Annotated in this window: 18 protein-coding genes, 1 pseudogene and 1 riboswitch; of the genes and pseudogenes, 15 read left to right on the top strand and 4 right to left on the bottom strand. The window is 61.7% G+C overall.

Annotated elements, in window-relative coordinates; genetic code table 11:
* The first annotated feature begins 38 nt into the window (after nucleotides 1-38).
* A riboswitch (cobalamin riboswitch) is annotated at nucleotides 39-286 on the top strand.
* A 78-nt stretch (nucleotides 287-364) separates the two neighbouring features.
* The 13 genes and pseudogenes from cobO (at nucleotide 365) to AB9N64_RS09440 (ending at nucleotide 12,082) form a co-directional block, all read left to right on the top strand.
* Nucleotides 365-976 carry a cob(I)yrinic acid a,c-diamide adenosyltransferase gene (gene cobO / locus AB9N64_RS09500; RefSeq protein WP_005790169.1) on the top strand — a complete coding sequence of 204 codons (612 nt, stop codon included), beginning with the start codon at nucleotides 365-367 and terminating at the stop codon, nucleotides 974-976.
* Nucleotides 973-2,364, top strand: coding sequence for a cobyrinate a,c-diamide synthase (locus tag AB9N64_RS09495; protein WP_060767400.1), 1,392 nt, complete (start codon nucleotides 973-975; stop codon nucleotides 2,362-2,364). The genes cobO and AB9N64_RS09495 overlap by 4 nt, the downstream gene beginning before the upstream one ends.
* Entirely contained in the window at nucleotides 2,361-3,011 is a 651-nt protein-coding gene (bluB, locus tag AB9N64_RS09490; RefSeq protein WP_014719391.1) for a 5,6-dimethylbenzimidazole synthase, read from the top strand. Before AB9N64_RS09495 ends, bluB begins: the two co-directional genes overlap by 4 nt.
* Nucleotides 3,008-3,916, top strand: a complete 909-nt coding sequence (gene cbiB / locus AB9N64_RS09485; RefSeq protein WP_014719390.1) for an adenosylcobinamide-phosphate synthase CbiB — start codon at nucleotides 3,008-3,010, stop codon at nucleotides 3,914-3,916. Before bluB ends, cbiB begins: the two co-directional genes overlap by 4 nt.
* Nucleotides 3,909-4,898, top strand: a complete 990-nt coding sequence (cobD, locus tag AB9N64_RS09480; protein WP_032903127.1) for a threonine-phosphate decarboxylase CobD — start codon at nucleotides 3,909-3,911, stop codon at nucleotides 4,896-4,898. Before cbiB ends, cobD begins: the two co-directional genes overlap by 8 nt.
* Complete coding sequence (locus tag AB9N64_RS09475; RefSeq protein ID WP_014719388.1) at nucleotides 4,895-6,346, top strand: cobyric acid synthase; 1,452 nt, start codon at nucleotides 4,895-4,897, stop codon at nucleotides 6,344-6,346. Before cobD ends, AB9N64_RS09475 begins: the two co-directional genes overlap by 4 nt.
* Nucleotides 6,347-6,794: 448 nt before the next feature.
* Nucleotides 6,795-7,316 carry a bifunctional adenosylcobinamide kinase/adenosylcobinamide-phosphate guanylyltransferase gene (gene cobU, locus AB9N64_RS09470; protein WP_371360210.1) on the top strand — a complete coding sequence of 174 codons (522 nt, stop codon included), beginning with the start codon at nucleotides 6,795-6,797 and terminating at the stop codon, nucleotides 7,314-7,316.
* The gene (cobT, locus tag AB9N64_RS09465) at nucleotides 7,313-8,368 is read left to right on the top strand and encodes a nicotinate-nucleotide--dimethylbenzimidazole phosphoribosyltransferase (protein ID WP_371360209.1); all 1,056 of its coding nucleotides are present in this window, start codon (nucleotides 7,313-7,315) and stop codon (nucleotides 8,366-8,368) included. The genes cobU and cobT overlap by 4 nt, the downstream gene beginning before the upstream one ends.
* Nucleotides 8,365-8,940, top strand: coding sequence for an alpha-ribazole phosphatase family protein (gene cobC, locus AB9N64_RS09460; RefSeq protein ID WP_014719385.1), 576 nt, complete (start codon nucleotides 8,365-8,367; stop codon nucleotides 8,938-8,940). The genes cobT and cobC overlap by 4 nt, the downstream gene beginning before the upstream one ends.
* A gap of 2 nt (nucleotides 8,941-8,942) precedes the next feature.
* Complete coding sequence (locus AB9N64_RS09455) at nucleotides 8,943-9,671, top strand: adenosylcobinamide-GDP ribazoletransferase (RefSeq protein WP_168224202.1); 729 nt, start codon at nucleotides 8,943-8,945, stop codon at nucleotides 9,669-9,671.
* A 42-nt stretch (nucleotides 9,672-9,713) separates the two neighbouring features.
* Nucleotides 9,714-10,118, top strand: a complete 405-nt coding sequence (locus AB9N64_RS09450) for a MarR family winged helix-turn-helix transcriptional regulator (RefSeq protein WP_014719383.1) — start codon at nucleotides 9,714-9,716, stop codon at nucleotides 10,116-10,118.
* A 54-nt stretch (nucleotides 10,119-10,172) separates the two neighbouring features.
* Nucleotides 10,173-11,381 (top strand): MFS transporter, encoded by a 1,209-nt coding sequence (locus AB9N64_RS09445; protein WP_014719382.1) that lies wholly within the window; start codon nucleotides 10,173-10,175, stop codon nucleotides 11,379-11,381.
* Between the two features lie 150 nt (nucleotides 11,382-11,531).
* Nucleotides 11,532-12,082: pseudogene (locus AB9N64_RS09440) on the top strand (glutathione peroxidase).
* A 64-nt stretch (nucleotides 12,083-12,146) separates the two neighbouring features.
* Here AB9N64_RS09440 and AB9N64_RS09435 read toward each other — a convergent pair.
* The 4 genes from AB9N64_RS09435 to AB9N64_RS09420 form a co-directional block, all read right to left on the bottom strand.
* On the bottom strand, nucleotides 12,147-13,424 hold the full coding sequence (locus tag AB9N64_RS09435; protein WP_003193026.1) for an OmpP1/FadL family transporter: 1,278 nt from the start codon (nucleotides 13,422-13,424) through the stop codon (nucleotides 12,147-12,149).
* A gap of 145 nt (nucleotides 13,425-13,569) precedes the next feature.
* Nucleotides 13,570-14,052: a hypothetical protein gene (locus tag AB9N64_RS09430; protein ID WP_032903131.1), complete on the bottom strand. Its 483-nt coding sequence runs from the start codon at nucleotides 14,050-14,052 to the stop codon at nucleotides 13,570-13,572.
* Nucleotides 14,053-14,330: 278 nt separating this feature from the next.
* Nucleotides 14,331-14,555 (bottom strand): hypothetical protein, encoded by a 225-nt coding sequence (locus AB9N64_RS09425; protein ID WP_003193022.1) that lies wholly within the window; start codon nucleotides 14,553-14,555, stop codon nucleotides 14,331-14,333.
* Between the two features lie 443 nt (nucleotides 14,556-14,998).
* A complete protein-coding gene (locus AB9N64_RS09420; protein ID WP_371360208.1) occupies nucleotides 14,999-15,304 on the bottom strand; it encodes a hypothetical protein in 306 nt (101 codons plus the stop codon).
* Between the two features lie 456 nt (nucleotides 15,305-15,760).
* On the opposite strand from AB9N64_RS09420, the gene AB9N64_RS09415 reads away from it, so the two are divergent.
* Complete coding sequence (locus AB9N64_RS09415) at nucleotides 15,761-16,084, top strand: hypothetical protein (protein WP_038451067.1); 324 nt, start codon at nucleotides 15,761-15,763, stop codon at nucleotides 16,082-16,084.
* 175 nt (nucleotides 16,085-16,259) lie between these two features.
* Entirely contained in the window at nucleotides 16,260-17,624 is a 1,365-nt protein-coding gene (rmuC, locus tag AB9N64_RS09410) for a DNA recombination protein RmuC (protein WP_169918249.1), read from the top strand.
* Nucleotides 17,625-17,665: the final 41 nt, after the last annotated feature.

Genomic DNA, 17,665 nt, shown 5'->3' with positions numbered 1-17,665 from the left:
GGCCAGCTTTAATTGACGCTCCACCCCCAACCCACTAACCTTCGCGGCTTGTTCCAGGTGCTCTGTGGCGCGCGCGTCGACAGAGTGAAACAGGGAAGCCGGTGAGTGAGCGCACTTGTACACAGTGCTGCCGCGATTCCGGCGCTGCCCCCGCAACGGTAAATGAGTCAAGACGGTGCTGTTTGCCACTGTGTCGCGTGCGATATGGGAAGGCGCGCCCTCGGCTGCTTGCTATCAAAAGCGCCACTCATGAGCCCGGAGACCGGCCTGGATCATCCAACAGCATCACGGTGGGCGATGCTTGGCTGTCTGTTGTTTCTTTTTCCTGCCCGCCGTTTTTGTCCAGCCCCAACGGAGAGCTGCCATGACTGATTCCCCCGACCGCGACGAACGCCACCTGGCGCGCATGCTGCGCAAAAAAGCCGTGATTGACGAGCGCATCGCCAATTCGCCCAACGAGTGCGGCCTGCTGCTGGTGCTGACTGGCAACGGCAAAGGCAAGAGCAGTTCGGCGTTCGGCATGTTGGCCCGGGCCATGGGCCATGGCATGCAGTGCGGTGTGGTGCAGTTCATCAAGGGGCGTAACAGCACCGGCGAAGAATTGTTTTTTCGCCGCTTCCCCGAGCAGGTGCGCTTTCACGTGATGGGCGAAGGTTTCACCTGGGAAACCCAGGATCGCCAGCGCGATATCGCCGCTGCCGAAGCGGCTTGGGCAGTGTCCCGGGCCATGTTGAATGACCCTTCCATCGGCTTGGTGGTGCTGGATGAACTGAACATCGCCCTCAAGCACGGTTACCTTGACCTGGACCAGGTACTCAGCGACCTGCAAGCCCGCCCGCCCATGCAGCATGTGGTGGTCACCGGCCGTGGCGCCAAGCCTGAGCTGATCGAAATGGGCGACACCGTCACCGAAATGGGCATGCTCAAGCACGCGTTCCAGGCCGGTATCAAGGCACAGAAAGGCGTCGAACTTTGAATCAGCCCCGTCATTGCCCGGCCGTACTGATCGCCGCTCCGGCGTCCGGCCAGGGCAAAACCACGGTCACCGCCGCGTTGGCGCGTTTGCACCGCAACCTGGGGCGCAAGGTGCGCGTGTTCAAATGCGGGCCGGACTTTCTCGACCCGATGATCCACGAGCGTGCCAGTGGCGCGCCGGTGTACCAGTTGGACATGTGGATGGTGGGCGAGCAGGAAAGCCGCCGCCTGCTCTGGGAGGCCGCGGGGGAGGCCGACCTGATCCTCATCGAAGGCGTGATGGGCCTGTTCGACGGCACGCCTTCCAGCGCTGACTTGGCGCGGCACTTCGGTGTACCGGTGCTGGGCGTGATCGATGGCACGGCTATGGCCCAGACGTTCGGCGCCCTGGCCCTGGGGCTGGCGCGCTATCAGCCCGACCTGCCGTTCGCCGGCGTGCTGGCCAATCGCGTCGGCACCCTGCGCCATGCGCAATTGCTTGAAGGCAGCCTCACTGAGGGCTTGCGTTGGTACGGTGCATTGTCCCGCGAGACCGGCATCGAACTGCCCAGCCGCCACCTGGGCCTGGTGCAAGCCAGCGAACTGAATGACCTTGATATACGCCTGGATGCCGCCGCCCAGGCGTTGGGCAGCAGTTGCGAAGTGGCCCTGCCGCCGCCGGTGACCTTTGCCGCGCCGCACGTGATCGAAACCGAACCCTTGCTGGCCGGTGTGCGGATTGCCGTGGCCCGTGACGAAGCCTTTGCTTTTACCTACGGCGCCAGCCTGGATCTGTTGCGGGCAATGGGCGCGGAGCTGAAGTTCTTCTCACCGATCCATGATCGCCAATTGCCTGAAGCGGACAGCCTCTATTTGCCCGGCGGGTATCCGGAACTGCACCACCAGGCATTGTCGGCCAATACCTCGATGCTGGACGCCATTCGTGCTCATCACGCCGCTGGCAAACCGCTGCTCGCCGAATGCGGTGGCATGCTCTATCTGCTCGACTCGTTGACCGATGTGGAGGGTGAGCGCGCCGAACTGGTTGGCTTGTTGCAAGGCGATGCGGTGATGCAGAAGAAACTCGCGGCCCTGGCGCTGCAAAGCGTCGAGCTGCCGGAGGGGACCTTGCGCGGGCATACCTATCACCATTCCCTGACTAGTACCGAATGGGCGCCGATTGCCCGTGGCCTGAGCCCTAACGGCGGGCGCGGTGCTGAAGCGGTTTACCGACAGGGTCGTTTGACCGCCTCCTATGTGCACTTTTATTTTCCGTCGAATCCTGGCGCGGTGGCCGCGTTGTTTGCGCCCGACCTTGAGACCGCTATCGCAGGCAAGCCAGCTCCCACAGTTGACCCAGTTGCAAACCAATCCAATGTGGGAGCGGGCTTGCTCGCGAAGAGGCCATGACTGACAACGCATTCCCCCAAGCCGACCGCGAAGCCGTCTACCGCGCCATCGCCGAACGCCGCGACATGCGCCACTTCCGCGGTGGCAGCGTCGCGCCTGAACTGCTGCAGCGCCTGCTCCACGCTGCGCACCAGGCGCCCAGCGTCGGCCTGATGCAGCCGTGGCGTTTTATCCGCATCAGCGATCGCTCGTTGCGCAGCCAGATTCAACAGTTGGTAGAAGAAGAGCGCGTACGCACCGCCGAAGCATTGGGCGAGCGCTCCGATGCGTTCATGAAGCTCAAGGTCGAAGGCATCAACGATTGTGCCGAGGTATTGGTCGCCGCCTTGATGGACGATCGCGAGCGCCACATCTTCGGGCGCCGCACCCTGCCGGAAATGGACATGGCCTCGCTCTCCTGCGCCATCCAGAACCTGTGGCTGGCGGCGCGCGTGGAAGGGTTGGGCATGGGCTGGGTTTCGCTGTTCGACCCCCAGGCCCTGGCCGAGTTGCTGGGTTTGCCACCCGGCGCAAAACCCCTTGCAGTGCTGTGCCTGGGGCCGGTGGCCGAGTTTTACCCGGCACCGATGTTGCAGCTTGAAGGCTGGGCCGATCCGCGACCGCTGAGTGACATGCTGTATGAAAACACGTGGGGAGTGAGTCAATGAGTGTGGCCTTGCTGTGTGTGGCTGCGGTGGCGCTGGATGCGCTGCTCGGTGAGCCCAGGCGCTGGCATCCGCTGGTGGCGTTCGGCAATTTCGCCGGGCGCATCGAGCAACGTTTCAATACTGGCGGGCGTGGCTGGCGCAGCCATGGTGTGACCGCGTGGTTTATTGCGGTGGTGCCGCTGACCCTGCTGGCCACGGCGTTGTCGTGGGCGCCTTATATCGGCTGGCTGCTGGAGATCCTGGCGTTGTACTGCGCCCTGGGCATGCGCAGCCTGGGCGAGCACGTGATACCAGTGGCCCAGGCCCTGCGCCGTGATGACCTGGACGAGGCGCGTACACGTGTGAGTTACCTGGTCAGCCGTCAGACCAGTGAACTGGACCGTACTGAAGTGGCCCGCGCAGCCACCGAATCGGTGCTGGAGAACGGCAGCGATGCGGTATTCGCCGCGTTGTTCTGGTTTGTGGTGGCCGGTGTGCCGGGCGTGGTGCTCTATCGTCTGAGCAACACCCTGGACGCCATGTGGGGCTATCGCAATGAGCGCTTTGAGCGCTTCGGTTGGGCAGCCGCCAGGATCGATGATGTGCTCAACTATATTCCTGCGCGCTTGGTGGCTTTAACCTACGCGTTATTGGGTAAAACCCGCCTGGCGCTCAAATGCTGGCGCACTCAGGGCCCGACTTGGGACAGCCCCAACGCCGGCCCGGTGATGGCGGCAGGGGCCGGTGCCTTGGGTGTGGAGCTCGGCGGCGCGGCGATTTATCACGGCGAGGTGCATCAGCGCCCGCCATTGGGCGAAGGCCCGCCGGCCGACGCCGATTCCATTGATCGCGGCTGGCAACTGGTGCAGCGCGGCGTATGGCTGTGGCTGCTGGTCCTGTGCGTGGGGGCGCAAATCTATGCTTGAACATGGTGGTCGGCTGCGTAAGGCCGCGATTGAGTACGGCATTGCCGAAGCGGATTGGCTCGACCTGTCCAGCGGCCTGGCGCCCTGGCCGTGGCCGATTCCCGAGATTCCCTTGCGTGCCTGGGCGCGCTTGCCGGAAACCGATGACGGCTTGGAGAAGGCTGCCAGCGAGTACTACGGCGCCGGCCCATTGCTGCCGGTGCCGGGCTCTCAGGCCGCGATCCAACTGCTGCCGCGCTTGCGTCGTTCCGGCAAGGTCGGCGTGCTTTCGCCCTGTTACGCCGAACACGCCGAAGCCTGGCGCCGCGCCGGTTATGTGGTGCGCGAAGTGCAGGAGCAGGAAGTCGACTTCTTTCTCGACAGCCTCGACGTGCTGGTCGTGGTCAACCCCAACAACCCCACGGGCTTGAGCCTGAGCCCGCAACGCCTGCTGGACTGGCATGCGCGGTTGGCCCAGCGCGGTGGCTGGCTGGTGGTGGACGAGGCGTTCATTGACGTGACCCCGGACTTGAGCCTGGCCAGCCATGCCGATCAGGTCGGCTTGATCGTACTGCGCTCATTCGGCAAGTTCTTCGGCTTGGCCGGCGTGCGCCTGGGCTTTGTGCTGGCCGAGCGCAAGTTGCTCAAGCTGTTGGCCGAACAGGTCGGGCCCTGGGCCGTCAGTGGGCCGACGCGGGTGTTGGGCCAAGTGTGCCTGCGCGACACCGACGGGCATGCGCGCCAGCGCAGTCGTTGCATCGCAGCCGGCCAGCGTCTGTTCGAGTTGCTTGAGCGCCGTGGGCTTCAACCGCACGGCGGCTGCGCATTGTTCCAGTGGTTGATTACCCCCCACGCTGAACGGCTGTACGAATTCATGGCCCAACGCGGCATCCTGCTGCGCCTGTTCGTGCACAACAGCAGCGTGCGCTTGGGCCTGCCCGACACCGACGCCGACTGGCTGCGCCTTGATGAAGCCCTGGCCGCCTACAAGGACGCCACATGACCACGTTGATGGTGCAGGGCACCACCTCCGACGCCGGTAAAAGCACCCTGGTGACTGCGCTGTGTCGCTGGCTGGTACGCCAAGGCGTCGCGGTGGCACCGTTCAAACCGCAGAACATGGCGCTCAACAGCGCGGTGACCGCCGAAGGCGGCGAGATCGGCCGCGCCCAGGCGGTGCAGGCCCAGGCTGCCAACCTGGCGCCCCATACCGACATGAACCCGGTATTGCTCAAGCCCAACAGCGACACCGGCTCCCAAGTGATCATCCATGGCCGTGCGGTCACCAGCATGAATGCCGTGGCCTATCACGACTACAAAGCCATTGCGATGCAAGCGGTGCTGGCCTCCCACGCGCGTTTGAGCCAGGCCTACCCGGTGGTGATGGTCGAAGGCGCGGGCTCACCGGCCGAGATCAACCTGCGCGCCAATGACATTGCCAACATGGGCTTCGCCGAGGCGGTGGACTGCCCGGTGCTGTTGATCGCGGACATCAACCGCGGCGGCGTGTTTGCCCATCTGGTTGGCACCCTGGAGCTGCTGTCGCCCAGTGAACAGGCGCGGGTCAAGGGCTTCATCATCAACCGTTTTCGCGGCGATATCGCGTTGCTGCAACCAGGGCTGGACTGGCTCGAAGCGCGCACCGGCAAACCGGTCGTCGGCGTGCTGCCCTACGTGATGGACCTGCACCTGGAGGCGGAAGACGGCATCGACCAGCGCCAGATCGACAAGGCCGCCCAGGTGCTCAAGGTGGTGGTGCCGGTGCTGCCGCGCATCAGCAACCATACCGACTTCGACCCGCTGCGCTTGCACCCCCAGGTGGACTTGCAGTTCGTCGGGCCGGGCCAGGCGATACCTGCCGCTGACCTGATCATCCTGCCGGGTTCGAAAAGCGTGCGCAGTGACTTGGCCTATCTGCGTGCCAATGGCTGGGACACCGCCGTGGCGCGGCATCTGCGTTATGGCGGCAAGGTACTGGGGATCTGCGGCGGCTTGCAGATGCTCGGCGAGCAGGTCCATGACCCGCTGGGTCTGGAAGGGCTCGCGGGCTCCAGTGCCGGCCTTGGGTTGCTGGCGTTCAGCACCACCCTGGAACAAGAGAAACAACTGCGCAATGTGCGTGGGCGTCTGGTATTGGAAGATGCCGACGTCAGCGGTTATGAAATCCATGCGGGGGTGACCTGCGGCGCTGCCTTGGCAAGCGCTGCGGTCCTGCTGGACGATGGCCGCAGCGATGGCGCGCAGAGCCCTGATGGGCAAGTTCTAGGCACCTACCTGCACGGCTTGTTCGAGACCCCGGCAGCGTGCAGCGCCTTGCTGCGTTGGGCCGGGTTGCAGGAGGTGCAAGAGGTGGATTATCACGGCTTGCGCGAGCGCGATATCGAGCGGTTGGCGGACTTGGTGGAGCACCACTTGGACACCGATTTGTTGCGCAAGCTATGTGGGATCTGACGGTGCTCACACGACCCAACTGTGGGAGCGGGCTTGCCTGCGATAGCCATGTGTATCTACACAACGCTGTAGTGCTCAACGGTAACCACGATGCGAAGCGAGCCGCCCTTGATCTTGATCTGCTTTTGATCTTGATCTTAGGCGGCCCCCCAAATCACTGGCGGATTACGGGCACACCGAGCCTGGGCGAGGTGCCGAGTGGTGGGGCAAGAGCGTTTTGCTTACTTTTGCGCTTTTCAAAAGTGAGCCGCTGTAAAAGCGGAACCCTAAGTGGCCGTTACCGCAGAAATGGATATGTACACAGTCCAACTGTGTTGACTGTCAGGCCGTCTTCGCAGGCAAGCCAGCTCCCACATTTGGGTCGCGGTGCGTCAGCTGGATCAGCGTCGGCTGTCAGGCCGTCACGGGAGCAAGCTCCCTCGCCACATCGTTTGCCAGGGGCCTTTGCATGTATCAATTGATCCTCGGCGGTGCCCGTTCGGGTAAGAGCCGCCTGGCCGAAAAGCTTGCCGCAGAGAGCGGGCTTGCCGTCATTTATATCGCCACCAGCCAACCGCTCGACGGTGAGATGAGCGAGCGCGTCGCGCTGCACCGCCAGCGTCGCCCCGACCATTGGGGCCTGGTTGAAGAGCCCATCGACCTGGCGCGTGTGCTACAGGAAAACGCCGCCACTGATCGCTGCCTGCTGGTGGATTGCCTGACCTTATGGCTCACCAATCTTCTGATGCTCGAAGACCCGGCTCGCCTTGCATCCGAGCGTGATCAACTGTTGCAAACCCTGGCCTCGCTGCCGGGGGAGATCATTTTTGTCAGCAACGAGACCGGTCTGGGTGTCGTGCCGCTGGGCGAGTTGACTCGCCGTTATGTGGATGAAGCCGGTTGTCTGCATCAAGCCTTGGCCGAGCAATGTCAGCGCGTTGTGCTGACGGTTGCCGGCCTGCCCCTGACTTTGAAAGGTACTGCGTTATGACCGATTCCTGGTGGCTCAACCCCTGCAAGGCGGTGGATACCACGGCCCACGAACAGGCGCTGGCGCGTCAGCAGCAGTTGACCAAGCCCGCCGGTTCCCTCGGCCAGTTGGAGGCCCTGGCGGTGCGGCTGGCGGGTTTGCAGGGCCAGGTCAAACCGACGGTAGATCACCTGTGGATCGCGATTTTTGCCGGCGATCACGGTGTGGTCGCTGAAGGCGTGTCGGCATTTCCCCAAGAGGTCACCGGGCAGATGCTGCAAAACTTCGTCACCGGTGGCGCGGCGATCAGCGTGTTGGCGCGGCAACTGCAAGCGCAATTGGAGGTGATTGACCTCGGCACGGTCACGCCGTCCCTGGATTTGCCCGGCGTTCGTCACCTGAATATCGGTGCGGGCACGGCTAATTTCGTGCATGGCCCGGCGATGACCCAAGCCCAAGGGCAGTTGGCCTTGCAAGCTGGACGAGACAGCGCACGCCGTGCCCTGGAAAGCGGCGCGCAACTCTTTATCGGCGGTGAGATGGGCATCGGCAATACCACTGCCGCCAGTGCCTTGGCCTGCGCATTGCTGGATTGCCAGGTCACTGACCTCACAGGCCCTGGCACCGGTTTGAATGCCGCAGGGGTCAGCCATAAGGTCGCGGTCATCGAGCGCGCCTTGGCGTTGCACGCCGGTCAGCGCAGCGATGCGTTGCAAACCCTGTTCAATCTCGGCGGTTTTGAAATTGCTGCCTTGGTTGGCGCCTACCTGGCCTGCGCCCAGGAAGGCATCGTGGTGCTGGTGGATGGGTTCATCTGCAGCGTGGCCGCGCTGGTGGCGGTGCGCTTGAACCCGGCGTGCCGCGAATGGTTGGTGTTCGGCCATCGGGGTGCCGAGCCGGGCCATCGCCATGTGCTGCACAGCCTCGATGCGCAACCGTTGCTGGAACTGGGCCTGCGCCTGGGCGAAGGCAGTGGCGCGGCGTTGGCGGTGCCCTTGTTGCGCCTGGCGTGTGCGCTGCACGGGCAGATGGCGACCTTCGCCGAAGCCGCCGTGGCGGACCGCCCCGCATGACCTTACGCCTGGACCTGCTGCGTCACGGCGAAACCGAACTGGGCGGAGGCCTGCGTGGCAGCCTGGACGATGCGCTGACCGCCAACGGCTGGCGGCAGATGCGCGACGCAGTGGTGGGGCAGGGGCCGTGGGATCGGCTGATCAGCTCACCGCTGCAACGCTGCGCTCTGTTCGCCCAGGAGTTGGGGGCACAGCTCGATGTGCCGGTGACTCTGGAGGCTGATCTGCAAGAGCTGCACTTCGGCGCGTGGGAAGGGCAGAGTGCGGCCGCGTTGATGGACACCGATGCCCAAGGGCTGGGCTTGTTCTGGGCCAACCCCTATGAATTCACGCCGCCGGAAGGCGAGCCGGTCATCCAGTTTTCCGCGCGCGTGCTTGGCGCTGTCAGGCGGCTGCATCAGGCCTATGCTGGCCAGCGCGTGCTGTTGATCAGCCATGGCGGTGTAATGCGCCTGCTGCTGGCCCAGGCGCGAGGGTTGCCCCGTGAGCAACTGCTGAATGTCGAAGTAGGCCACGGTGCCCTGTTCGGCCTGCAGGTTGCGGCCGATGGCGTGTTGAAGGAAGGGCGCTGATGATGCTGCCGTTCTGGATCGCCCTGCAATTTCTCAGCAGCCTGCCCATTCGCTTGCCGGGCATGCCGCAGCCTCAAGAGCTGGGCCGTTCGTTGCTGTTTTATCCGCTGGTAGGGTTGCTGTTCGGCGTGCTGTTATGGGGCCTCAACCAGGTGTTGCAGGGTACCCCGTTGCTGTTGCACGCCGCGTTGCTGCTCACCGCCTGGGTGCTGCTCAGCGGTGGCCTGCACCTGGACGGGCTGGCCGACAGCGCCGATGCCTGGTTGGGCGGTTTTGGCGACCGGGAGCGCACCCTCAGCATCATGAAAGACCCGCGCAGCGGCCCGATTGCGGTGGTCACCCTGGGACTGGTGCTGCTGCTCAAGTTCAGCGCGTTGGTGGCGTTGATCGAACAACACAATGGCGCCGCCCTGATCCTGGCGCCCCTGATCGGACGTGCTTCGATGCTGGCGCTGTTTCTCACCACGCGCTATGTGCGGGCGGGCGGATTGGGCCAGGCACTGTCAGATCATCTGCCGCGAATTGTCGGCCAACAGGTGCTGATCCTCAGCGGGTTGGCCTGCACCCTGATCGGTGGTTTCAGCGGCGGCATCGCGGTGTTGCTGGCGGTCCTGTGTTTCGTGTGGCTGCGCCAGTTGATGGTCAAGCGTCTGGGCGGCACCACGGGCGACACCGCTGGCGCACTGCTGGAGCTGCTTGAAGTTGCGGTACTGGTCGGGCTGGCGTTGTAACGCTTTCTTGCAATTGGTTAACTCCGGGTATATACACGCTCTATGCTTGCCTCCCAATGTTTATGCACCAACCTGCGACGTGCCGCCCGTGGCGTCAGCAGGCACTACGACGGCGCTCTCGACGGCTTCGGGATCAACGTTGCCCAATATTCTCTGTTGTGCAACCTGCAGCGTCTCGACCAGCCGAGCATTTCCAGCCTGGCGGACGCCATGGGCTTGGATCGCAGCACCCTGGGGCGCAACCTGCGCGTCCTGGAAGGTGAAGGGCTGGTGCAGTTGGTGGAGGGCGACGATTTGCGCAACCGCCTGGTGGTGTTGACTGACGCCGGCCATGAACGGCTAGGCGCTGCGTTGCCGGCGTGGGAAGCAGCGCAGCAGAAACTGATTGATAAGCTCGGCGCCGAAAAGCGCGAAATGTTGTTGGCCTTGCTGGATGAACTCGCCTGAACGGCGGTTTGTTCGACTATAAGCGGGTATATACCCGCGAACGGAGAATAAGAAATGACCTCGATGTGGCGCACCAGTGGTTGGGTCCTTTTAGGCAGTGCGCTGATCCTGGCGTTGTCCTTGGGCGTACGGCATGGCTTTGGCCTGTTCCTGGCGCCGATGAGCAGCGAATTCGGTTGGGGGCGTGAAACCTTTGCCTTTGCTATCGCCTTGCAGAACCTGATCTGGGGCTTGGCGCAGCCATTTACCGGGGCCTTGGCCGACCGTTTCGGCGCGACCAAGGCGGTGTTTGTCGGCGGGGTGTTGTACGCCGTCGGCCTGGTGCTGATGGGCATGTCCGACTCTGCCTGGTCGCTGTCGTTGAGCGCAGGTTTACTGATTGGTATTGGCCTGTCCGGCACCTCGTTCTCGGTGATTCTCGGCGTGGTTGGCCGCGCCGTAGCGCCGGAAAAACGCAGCATGGCCATGGGCATTGCCAGCGCCGCCGGCTCGTTCGGCCAGTTCGCCATGGTGCCCGGCACCCTGGGCCTGATTGGCTGGCTCGGCTGGTCGGCCGCCTTGCTGGCGCTGGGCTTGATGGTGGCGCTGATCCTGCCGCTGGTCGCCATGCTCAAGGACCGGCCGCTGGCGGTCACGGTGGGCCAGCAAACCCTGGGCGAAGCGCTGAAAGAGGCCTGCTCCCACTCCGGCTTCTGGCTGCTGTCCTTCGGCTTTTTTGTGTGCGGTTTCCAAGTAGTGTTCATCGGTGTGCACTTGCCGGCATACCTGGTCGACCAGCACCTGCCGGCCACGGTGGGCACCACGGTGCTGGCCTTGATTGGCCTGTTCAACGTATTTGGCACCTACACGGCGGGTTGGCTCGGTGGCCGCATGTCCAAGCCGCGTCTGCTCACCGGCTTGTACCTGTTACGGGCGGTAGTGATTGTGTTGTTCCTGTGGGCGCCGGTCACCGAGGTCACGGCGTATCTGTTTGGCATGGCGATGGGATTCTTGTGGCTGTCCACGGTGCCGCTGACCAATGGCACCGTCGCGACCCTGTTTGGGGTGCGCAACCTCTCGATGCTCGGCGGGATTGTGTTCCTGTTCCACCAGCTTGGCTCGTTCCTCGGCGGGTGGCTGGGCGGGGTGGTCTATGATCGAACCGGTAGCTACGATTTGATCTGGCAGGTGGCAATTTTACTCAGCCTGCTCGCCGCCGCGCTGAATTGGCCGGTGCGTGAGCGGCCGGTGGCACGTATTCAGGCGCAGATGGAGGCGGCATGAGCATGACAGCGCGTCTTATGCTGGTGGCTGTGGGGATGGTGTTATTGCTGCTGGCCTGGTGGGGCTGGCATCAGGGCGGCCTGGCATTGATGCAACTGGGCATGGCGATCTGCTAAGTTGTGGGTCTGAACTGACTCAAGGACTTTTGACATGCAGATGCGCTGGCTCGCTGTACCCGTCCTGATGGCTATTGGCAGCGTGGCGATGGCCGCCAGTTGCCCACCGTGCTTGCGGGCCAATTGCCCAAGCTGCGGGCCAAGGAATCCATCGACCTGTGCCAGCAATTCGCTGGCAAGCCCTTGGTGATCGTTAACACAGCGAGCTTCTGCGGCTTTGCCCCACAGTTTAAAGGTCTGGAAGCGTTATATCAGCGCTACAAGGGCCAGGGCCTGGAAGTGATCGGCGTGCCGTCCGATGACTTCAAGCAGGAAGCCAAGACCGGGGAGGAAACCGCCAAGGTCTGCTACGTGAACTATGGCGTGACCTTCACCATGACCGAGCCGCAGAAGGTCAAGGGGCCGGATGCGGTGCACCTGTTCAAGGTGCTTGCACAGCAGGCCGACGCGGCGCCGAAGTGGAATTTCTACAAGTATGTGGTGGATCGCCAGGGCAATGTTGTGGCCAGTTTTTCCAGCCTGACCAAGCCGGACAGTCCGGAGCTGATCAAGGCGGTGGAACAGGCATTGGCTTCCAAACCCTGACCGCCAGCCAAACAAAAGCCCCGACTCCTTCACAGGAGAGCGGGGCTTTTTTATACGACTGCGGTTAGAACTTGTAGGTCATGCCCAAGCCGAAACCGTTGGCGCTGTTTTCATACTTGGCGTTGTAGCTGGCCAATTGGTTGGAGCGTGAAATCTTGACGTCCTCTTCCTTCAGGTAGGAGTAGGCCAGGTCGATGGTCATGTTATCCATGACCTGGTAGCCCAGGCCCAGGCTGAAGATGGTACGGTCGCCGGTCGGGATGCGCGGTGAGCGATCCGTGTTGTTGGTAGGCGACTGGTCGAATGTCAGGCCGGTACGCAGTACCACTTGCTTGGTGAGCTGGTACGAAGTACCCACGGCGTAGGCCCAGGTGTCGTGCCAGTTCTGGTCTTCCTTGATTGTGCTGACCAGGCCTGGGGCAAGCGCGCCGCCAGTAGCGCCGCTGACGCCTTCGTTCTTGACGGTGATGTCTTTGAGGCGGCTCCAGCGTGTCCAGGTTGCACCGGCGTAGAGTTTCCACGCGTCGGTCAGGTCTTGAGTGACGGACAGGTCGTAGGACTCAGGTGTGTCGATTTTCAGCGAGGCGTCATAGCGGTTGCTGCGCAGGAACGGCGAGGTCGCGGTCGGTGCGGTGACTTCGGTGTGGCCGTCCAGCTTGTAGCTGACCTTGGAGTGGTAGGTCAGGCCGACACGGGTGGTATCGGTGGCCTGGACCAGTACGCCGATGTTGAAGCCCAGCGCGGTGTCGTCACCCTTGATCTTGATATTGGTGTCTGGCGCGCGAGGGTTCAGCGTCAGGTCCGATTCCAGGGTACCGGCGATGCGGTTGATGGTCGGGCCAAAACCCACGGAAACGCGATCGTTGAAGGCGTAGCTGACAGTCGGTTGCAAGGTGATGACTTTCACTTCGCTCTTGCTGCCAAAGCCACGGCCCTGGAAGCCGCTTTCGTAGTCGGTCACCAGGCCGAACGGCGCATAGACGCCGAAGCCGACAGCCCACTGGTCGTTAAGTTTATTGGTGTAGAAACCGAAAGGAACGGCGGTGAAAGGCACCATATCGCCTTTGTTGCTGCCAGCGGAGCGGCCGCTGACATTGCTGATATCGGTGGACGCATCAATGGCTGCAACGCCACCGGTGATCTGTTGGCCTTCCAGACGTGCCATACCGGCAGGGTTACCGAACACAGTACTCGCATCATCGGCAGAAGAAGAGCGACCTGCGAAACCGGTACCCATCCCGCTCACGCTCTGTTCGTTGAGCGCAAAGCCGCTGGCGAACAGTTGGGAGGATGCCATGGCAACGGCGAGGCTAAGTGTGGTCTTGAGCATTACTTTTTTCATTATTAGAACTCCGTGTGATCACCGCTGCGGAAAGTATCAATAAATTTCACATCGCGCTATAGGCTTTAATGCGGGAGATAGAGCGTTTTTGTAGGACAATCAGACCAAAATCGCCGTTTTTTGGCGAATCTTGCAATTTGCCCGGTCAGCAAGCTGCCTGTTTCATTGGGATTACACAGGTTTGCCAGGCTTGGGTGAAATCTCGCAGGCGGCCTTGGGGGTGGAATATTTCTTTCCAGATACGCGCCATGGCCAGTACATCGCCGGGCGCGGGAAGGGCAGGACGATGTTGTTCCACCAGCAACCAGGCGATCGCGGTGGCGTAGCGCAGGTTTACCGTCAGCTCCAACTGGGGCGCGCTGAGGAACGCATGTTGGCTGGCCAGTCCGCGCACCAGGCTGGCGCGTTCCGGGTCCAGCGCCAGGTAGTTATCCCAGAGGGCGCGGTGGCGTGGTTCGGTGATGCTGTAGAGGCCGTGGCCGCGGCGGTCATGCAGCGCCGAGCCCAGTTCTGACTGGCTGGCGGCAATGCCCAGCAGCAGGGATTCGGCTGTCGAGCTGTGGCGGCCGAGGTACATCAGCGTCGGCCTGATCACATAACGACACAATTCACTGGCGGCAATACCCATACGAGCCTCAGTCCTTGCAAAGAGTGGACGAGCCTGAGAAGGGGGGCTTGGCAGCGGTGAATCGGATCTCAGGCCCGTCGTAAGCGGATCACGCCGCTTGAGTTGAAGTGTAGTGTCATATTCACGATGTAAAGGACTGTTTTTAAAACATCTTCTGCAACTGGTTATAACGTTTATATCCATTTGTACTTAGCCCGGCGAACTCAGGGCCAAATTCCAGGCAATAAAAAACCCTGTTATTCAAACAGGGTTTTTGAGGTTTCAGCGACGCGGGTCGATCAGGCAGTCAGTGCCTGACGGGTACGATCGATCACGGCCTGCAGCGGTTCTGCGCTGGAGTATTGATCGGGGTACAGGCGTTCGCTGTGACGAGCGATGCCGTGTTCGTTGACCAGGGTGAAGCTGAAGCAGCCTTTGCGAGCGGCCATGATCAGGCAGTTCATTGGGGCAAAAGCGTTGGTGAGGGTGCGAATGGCATCCTGAGTGTGGATTTGAGCGTTCATATTATTGGTGTTCCTACAAATGACACGGATAAGAACCGTGCAACGTTAAAACGTTCCAGTAACGCTGATCACCATTGATCAAACGAAGAACCCGACTGGAACAAAGCAGCCAGTTTGAAGCGCAATTAAATTGGCGCGCTTGGGCTGGCAGGTAGGTACTTAGGAGGGCAGGCAACACAACAAGGGCAAAGGTTCTGGGCCCAGGGTGGAGATCCTGATCAATTTGCAGGTTGGTTCGGTCAGAGTATTGGAACTTCGCGCCACCCTTTGCTTGTTCAAAGGCAGTGTCGTCGCAAGGAATACCTGGAAACCATCGAGGTGGCCGATCCCATGTGGTTCAGGGGACGTGTTCGACCAGAATTGACTTTCAGCTTGGTACTAACGCCGCGGATAGTAACGGATTGAAACAGGGAAGGGAAGGCCGATTGCAAAAAAAACTTCGTTCAGCCGCCGAGTAACTCGCAATAGACCAGCACGGTCATGGATGCGGCCAAGGCACAGCCCAGACCGTAGGCGGCGAGCGTCAGCCGCAAGGACTGGCCGGTCTCGATCATGCGGATCACATCGCCCATGTCGTTAATTCTGCCATCACTGAGTTCGATGCACAGAATCACGGCGGTAAAGGCGGCCGATAGCAGGATAGCAATAGCAAACAGTGCGCCGTCCGGCGAGGGGAGCGCGGTATTGATCCCAAGCGAGGTCGCGCAGATGGCCAGTAGCAGCCCGGCGAATAACAGAATTCCTTTCATCGGCCCTACTGGTTTGCATTGGCGGTGGCGCAGTGTGGCGAGCCGAGGCAGATTTGAAAAGCCCTCGGGTTTGCGCGCTTAGTAACATGTTTAACCGGTGTTGAATCAAAAAACGCCGACGATATAACCAGCCGATCGGGACTTGTGCACATTTGTGGTCAAGGGTGTAACCCTGCTGCCACGGGTGTGCAAGTGCGCCCATTTGCCTGTAATCAAAATTTAAGTCAATGAAAAATCTCGCTTTTTTTATTGGTGAAAAAATCGTCAGTTTGACCGCGGCCCCCGTTCCATGGGGCTTTGCGCCTGTTCAAGGGGGGTTGTCCACTGAGTTATCCACAGCTTCTGTGGATTGTCCCGAGCGCTTGCTCTAGGACGGGCGTGCACGGTTTTTTCAGCTTTACCTGTACGAAAAAAAGAGTAGAGTGGCGCGCCTTCCGTTCTGCCCCACAGTGCTTTATGAAGTTTCGCTCAGTATCACCTTCTGTTACCGACACGGCCCAAACTGTTACCGCGCCCAAGCGTTTTTCCTTGAAGGTTGCTTTGTGGCTGCTCGACAGCCCGCGCCTGGGGCAGAGCAACAATATCAAGCATCTCGCCGGACGCTTGCTCAAGCAGCCCGCCCGCGAAGGCGTGGTGGCCGCTCAGAGCCGTCTTGGCCAACTGATGTGCCGCGAGTGCGGAAATGCCCGAGACCGGCGTATCGGCCACGATTTGTTGCGTTCGGCTGCTCGCGCCGGCGACCGTCGCGCCCAGCGCGAACTGGGGCAGGTCGAAGACTGAGCTGTCCTCCGGCCTTAGGCTTGGTTACCCTTGATCTTTTTCGGTGATGGCAGAAATGGCTATGGTGTTTGACTGGACCAGTATCGCCTTGGGTCTTGTGGGCGCAGCCGTGCCGCTACTGGCGCTGTGCTGGCAACTCCAGCGGCGCCTGACCGCACGCACCACCGGCTGGGAGTTGCTGGAGGAGCGCCTGGCGACCGCACAACTGGCCCAGGAAGGGCTCGCCGCGCAACTGGACGCCAGTCGCGATGAGATCAGTGACCTCAGCCAGGCCAATGCCGCCAAACAAGCCGACCTGGCGGCGCTGCGCCGTGAAGTCGAGCTGTTGCAGATCGACCGCGATAACGCCCGCGATGCCGCGCACGCCTGGAACCTCGACCGTAGCGCCAAGGAAACCGAACTGCGTCGCCTCGACGCCTTGGCCGCGGCCCTGAGCGCCGAATTGCGTGAGCAGCAAGAGAGTCATCAGCAACGCCTCACCGACCTGCAAGGCTCACGAGACGAACTGCGTGCGCAATTTGCCGAGCTGGCCGGCAAGATCTTCGACGAGCGTGAGCAACGCTTCGCCGAAACCAGTCAGGAGCGCCTGGGCCAACTTCTGGACCCGCTCAAGGAACGTATCCAGTCCTTCGAGAAGCGTGTCGAAGAAAGCTATCAGAACGAAGCCCGTGAGCGCTTTTCCCTCGCCAAAGAGCTTGAGCGCCTACAGCAATTGAACCTGCGTCTGTCGGACGAAGCCACTAACCTGACCCGCGCTCTCAAGGGCCAGAAAACCCAGGGTAACTGGGGTGAGCTGATTCTTGAACGAGTGCTGGAACACGCGGGCCTGGAGAAGGGCCGTGAGTACCAGACCCAGGTCAGCCTCAAAGGCCCGGATGGCGAGCGTTTCCAGCCCGATGTGCTGATCATGTTGCCGGGCGACAAGCAGGTGGTGGTCGACTCCAAGGTCAGCTTGACCGCCTATCAACAGTACGTGGCGGCGGATGACGAGGTGATTGGCCAGGCCGCGTTGAAGCAACACGTGCTGTCCCTGCGTAATCATGTCAAAGGCTTGGCCGGCAAGGACTACAAGCGCCTGGAGGGTTTGCACAGCCTGGATTTCGTCCTGCTGTTCGTACCGATCGAGGCTGCCTTTTCTGCGGCATTGCAGGCCGAGCCCAACCTGTTCCAGGAAGCCTTCGACCGCCATATCGTAATCGTCAGTCCCACGACCTTGCTCGCCACCCTGCGCGTGATCGACAGCCTGTGGAAGCAGGAGCGCCAGAGCCAGAACGCGCGGGAAATTGCCGAGCGTGCCGGCTGGCTGTATGACAAGTTCGTGCTGTTTATCCAGGACCTGGACGAAGTGGGCAACCGGCTACAACAGTTGGACAAGGCCTACAGCGCGGCGCGCAACAAGCTGACGGATGGGCGTGGGAACCTGGTCAGCCGTACCGAGCAGCTAAGGTTGCTCGGCGCCCGCGCCAGTAAGAGCTTGCCGGCGGATCTGCTGGAGCGGGCGATGACCGATTCGGATGGCGTGGCGCATCTCCCGGAATAATAAATAGGAGTCTAAATTGCTCCCACAAATAGCTCGAATAC

It is taken from the genome of Pseudomonas sp. KT_2_4 (assembly GCF_041410225.1).
Lineage (GTDB): Bacteria > Pseudomonadota > Gammaproteobacteria > Pseudomonadales > Pseudomonadaceae > Aquipseudomonas > Aquipseudomonas paracarnis.
The sequence above is the reverse complement of the archived record's forward strand: the minus strand, read 5'-3'. Positions and strand labels throughout refer to the sequence as shown.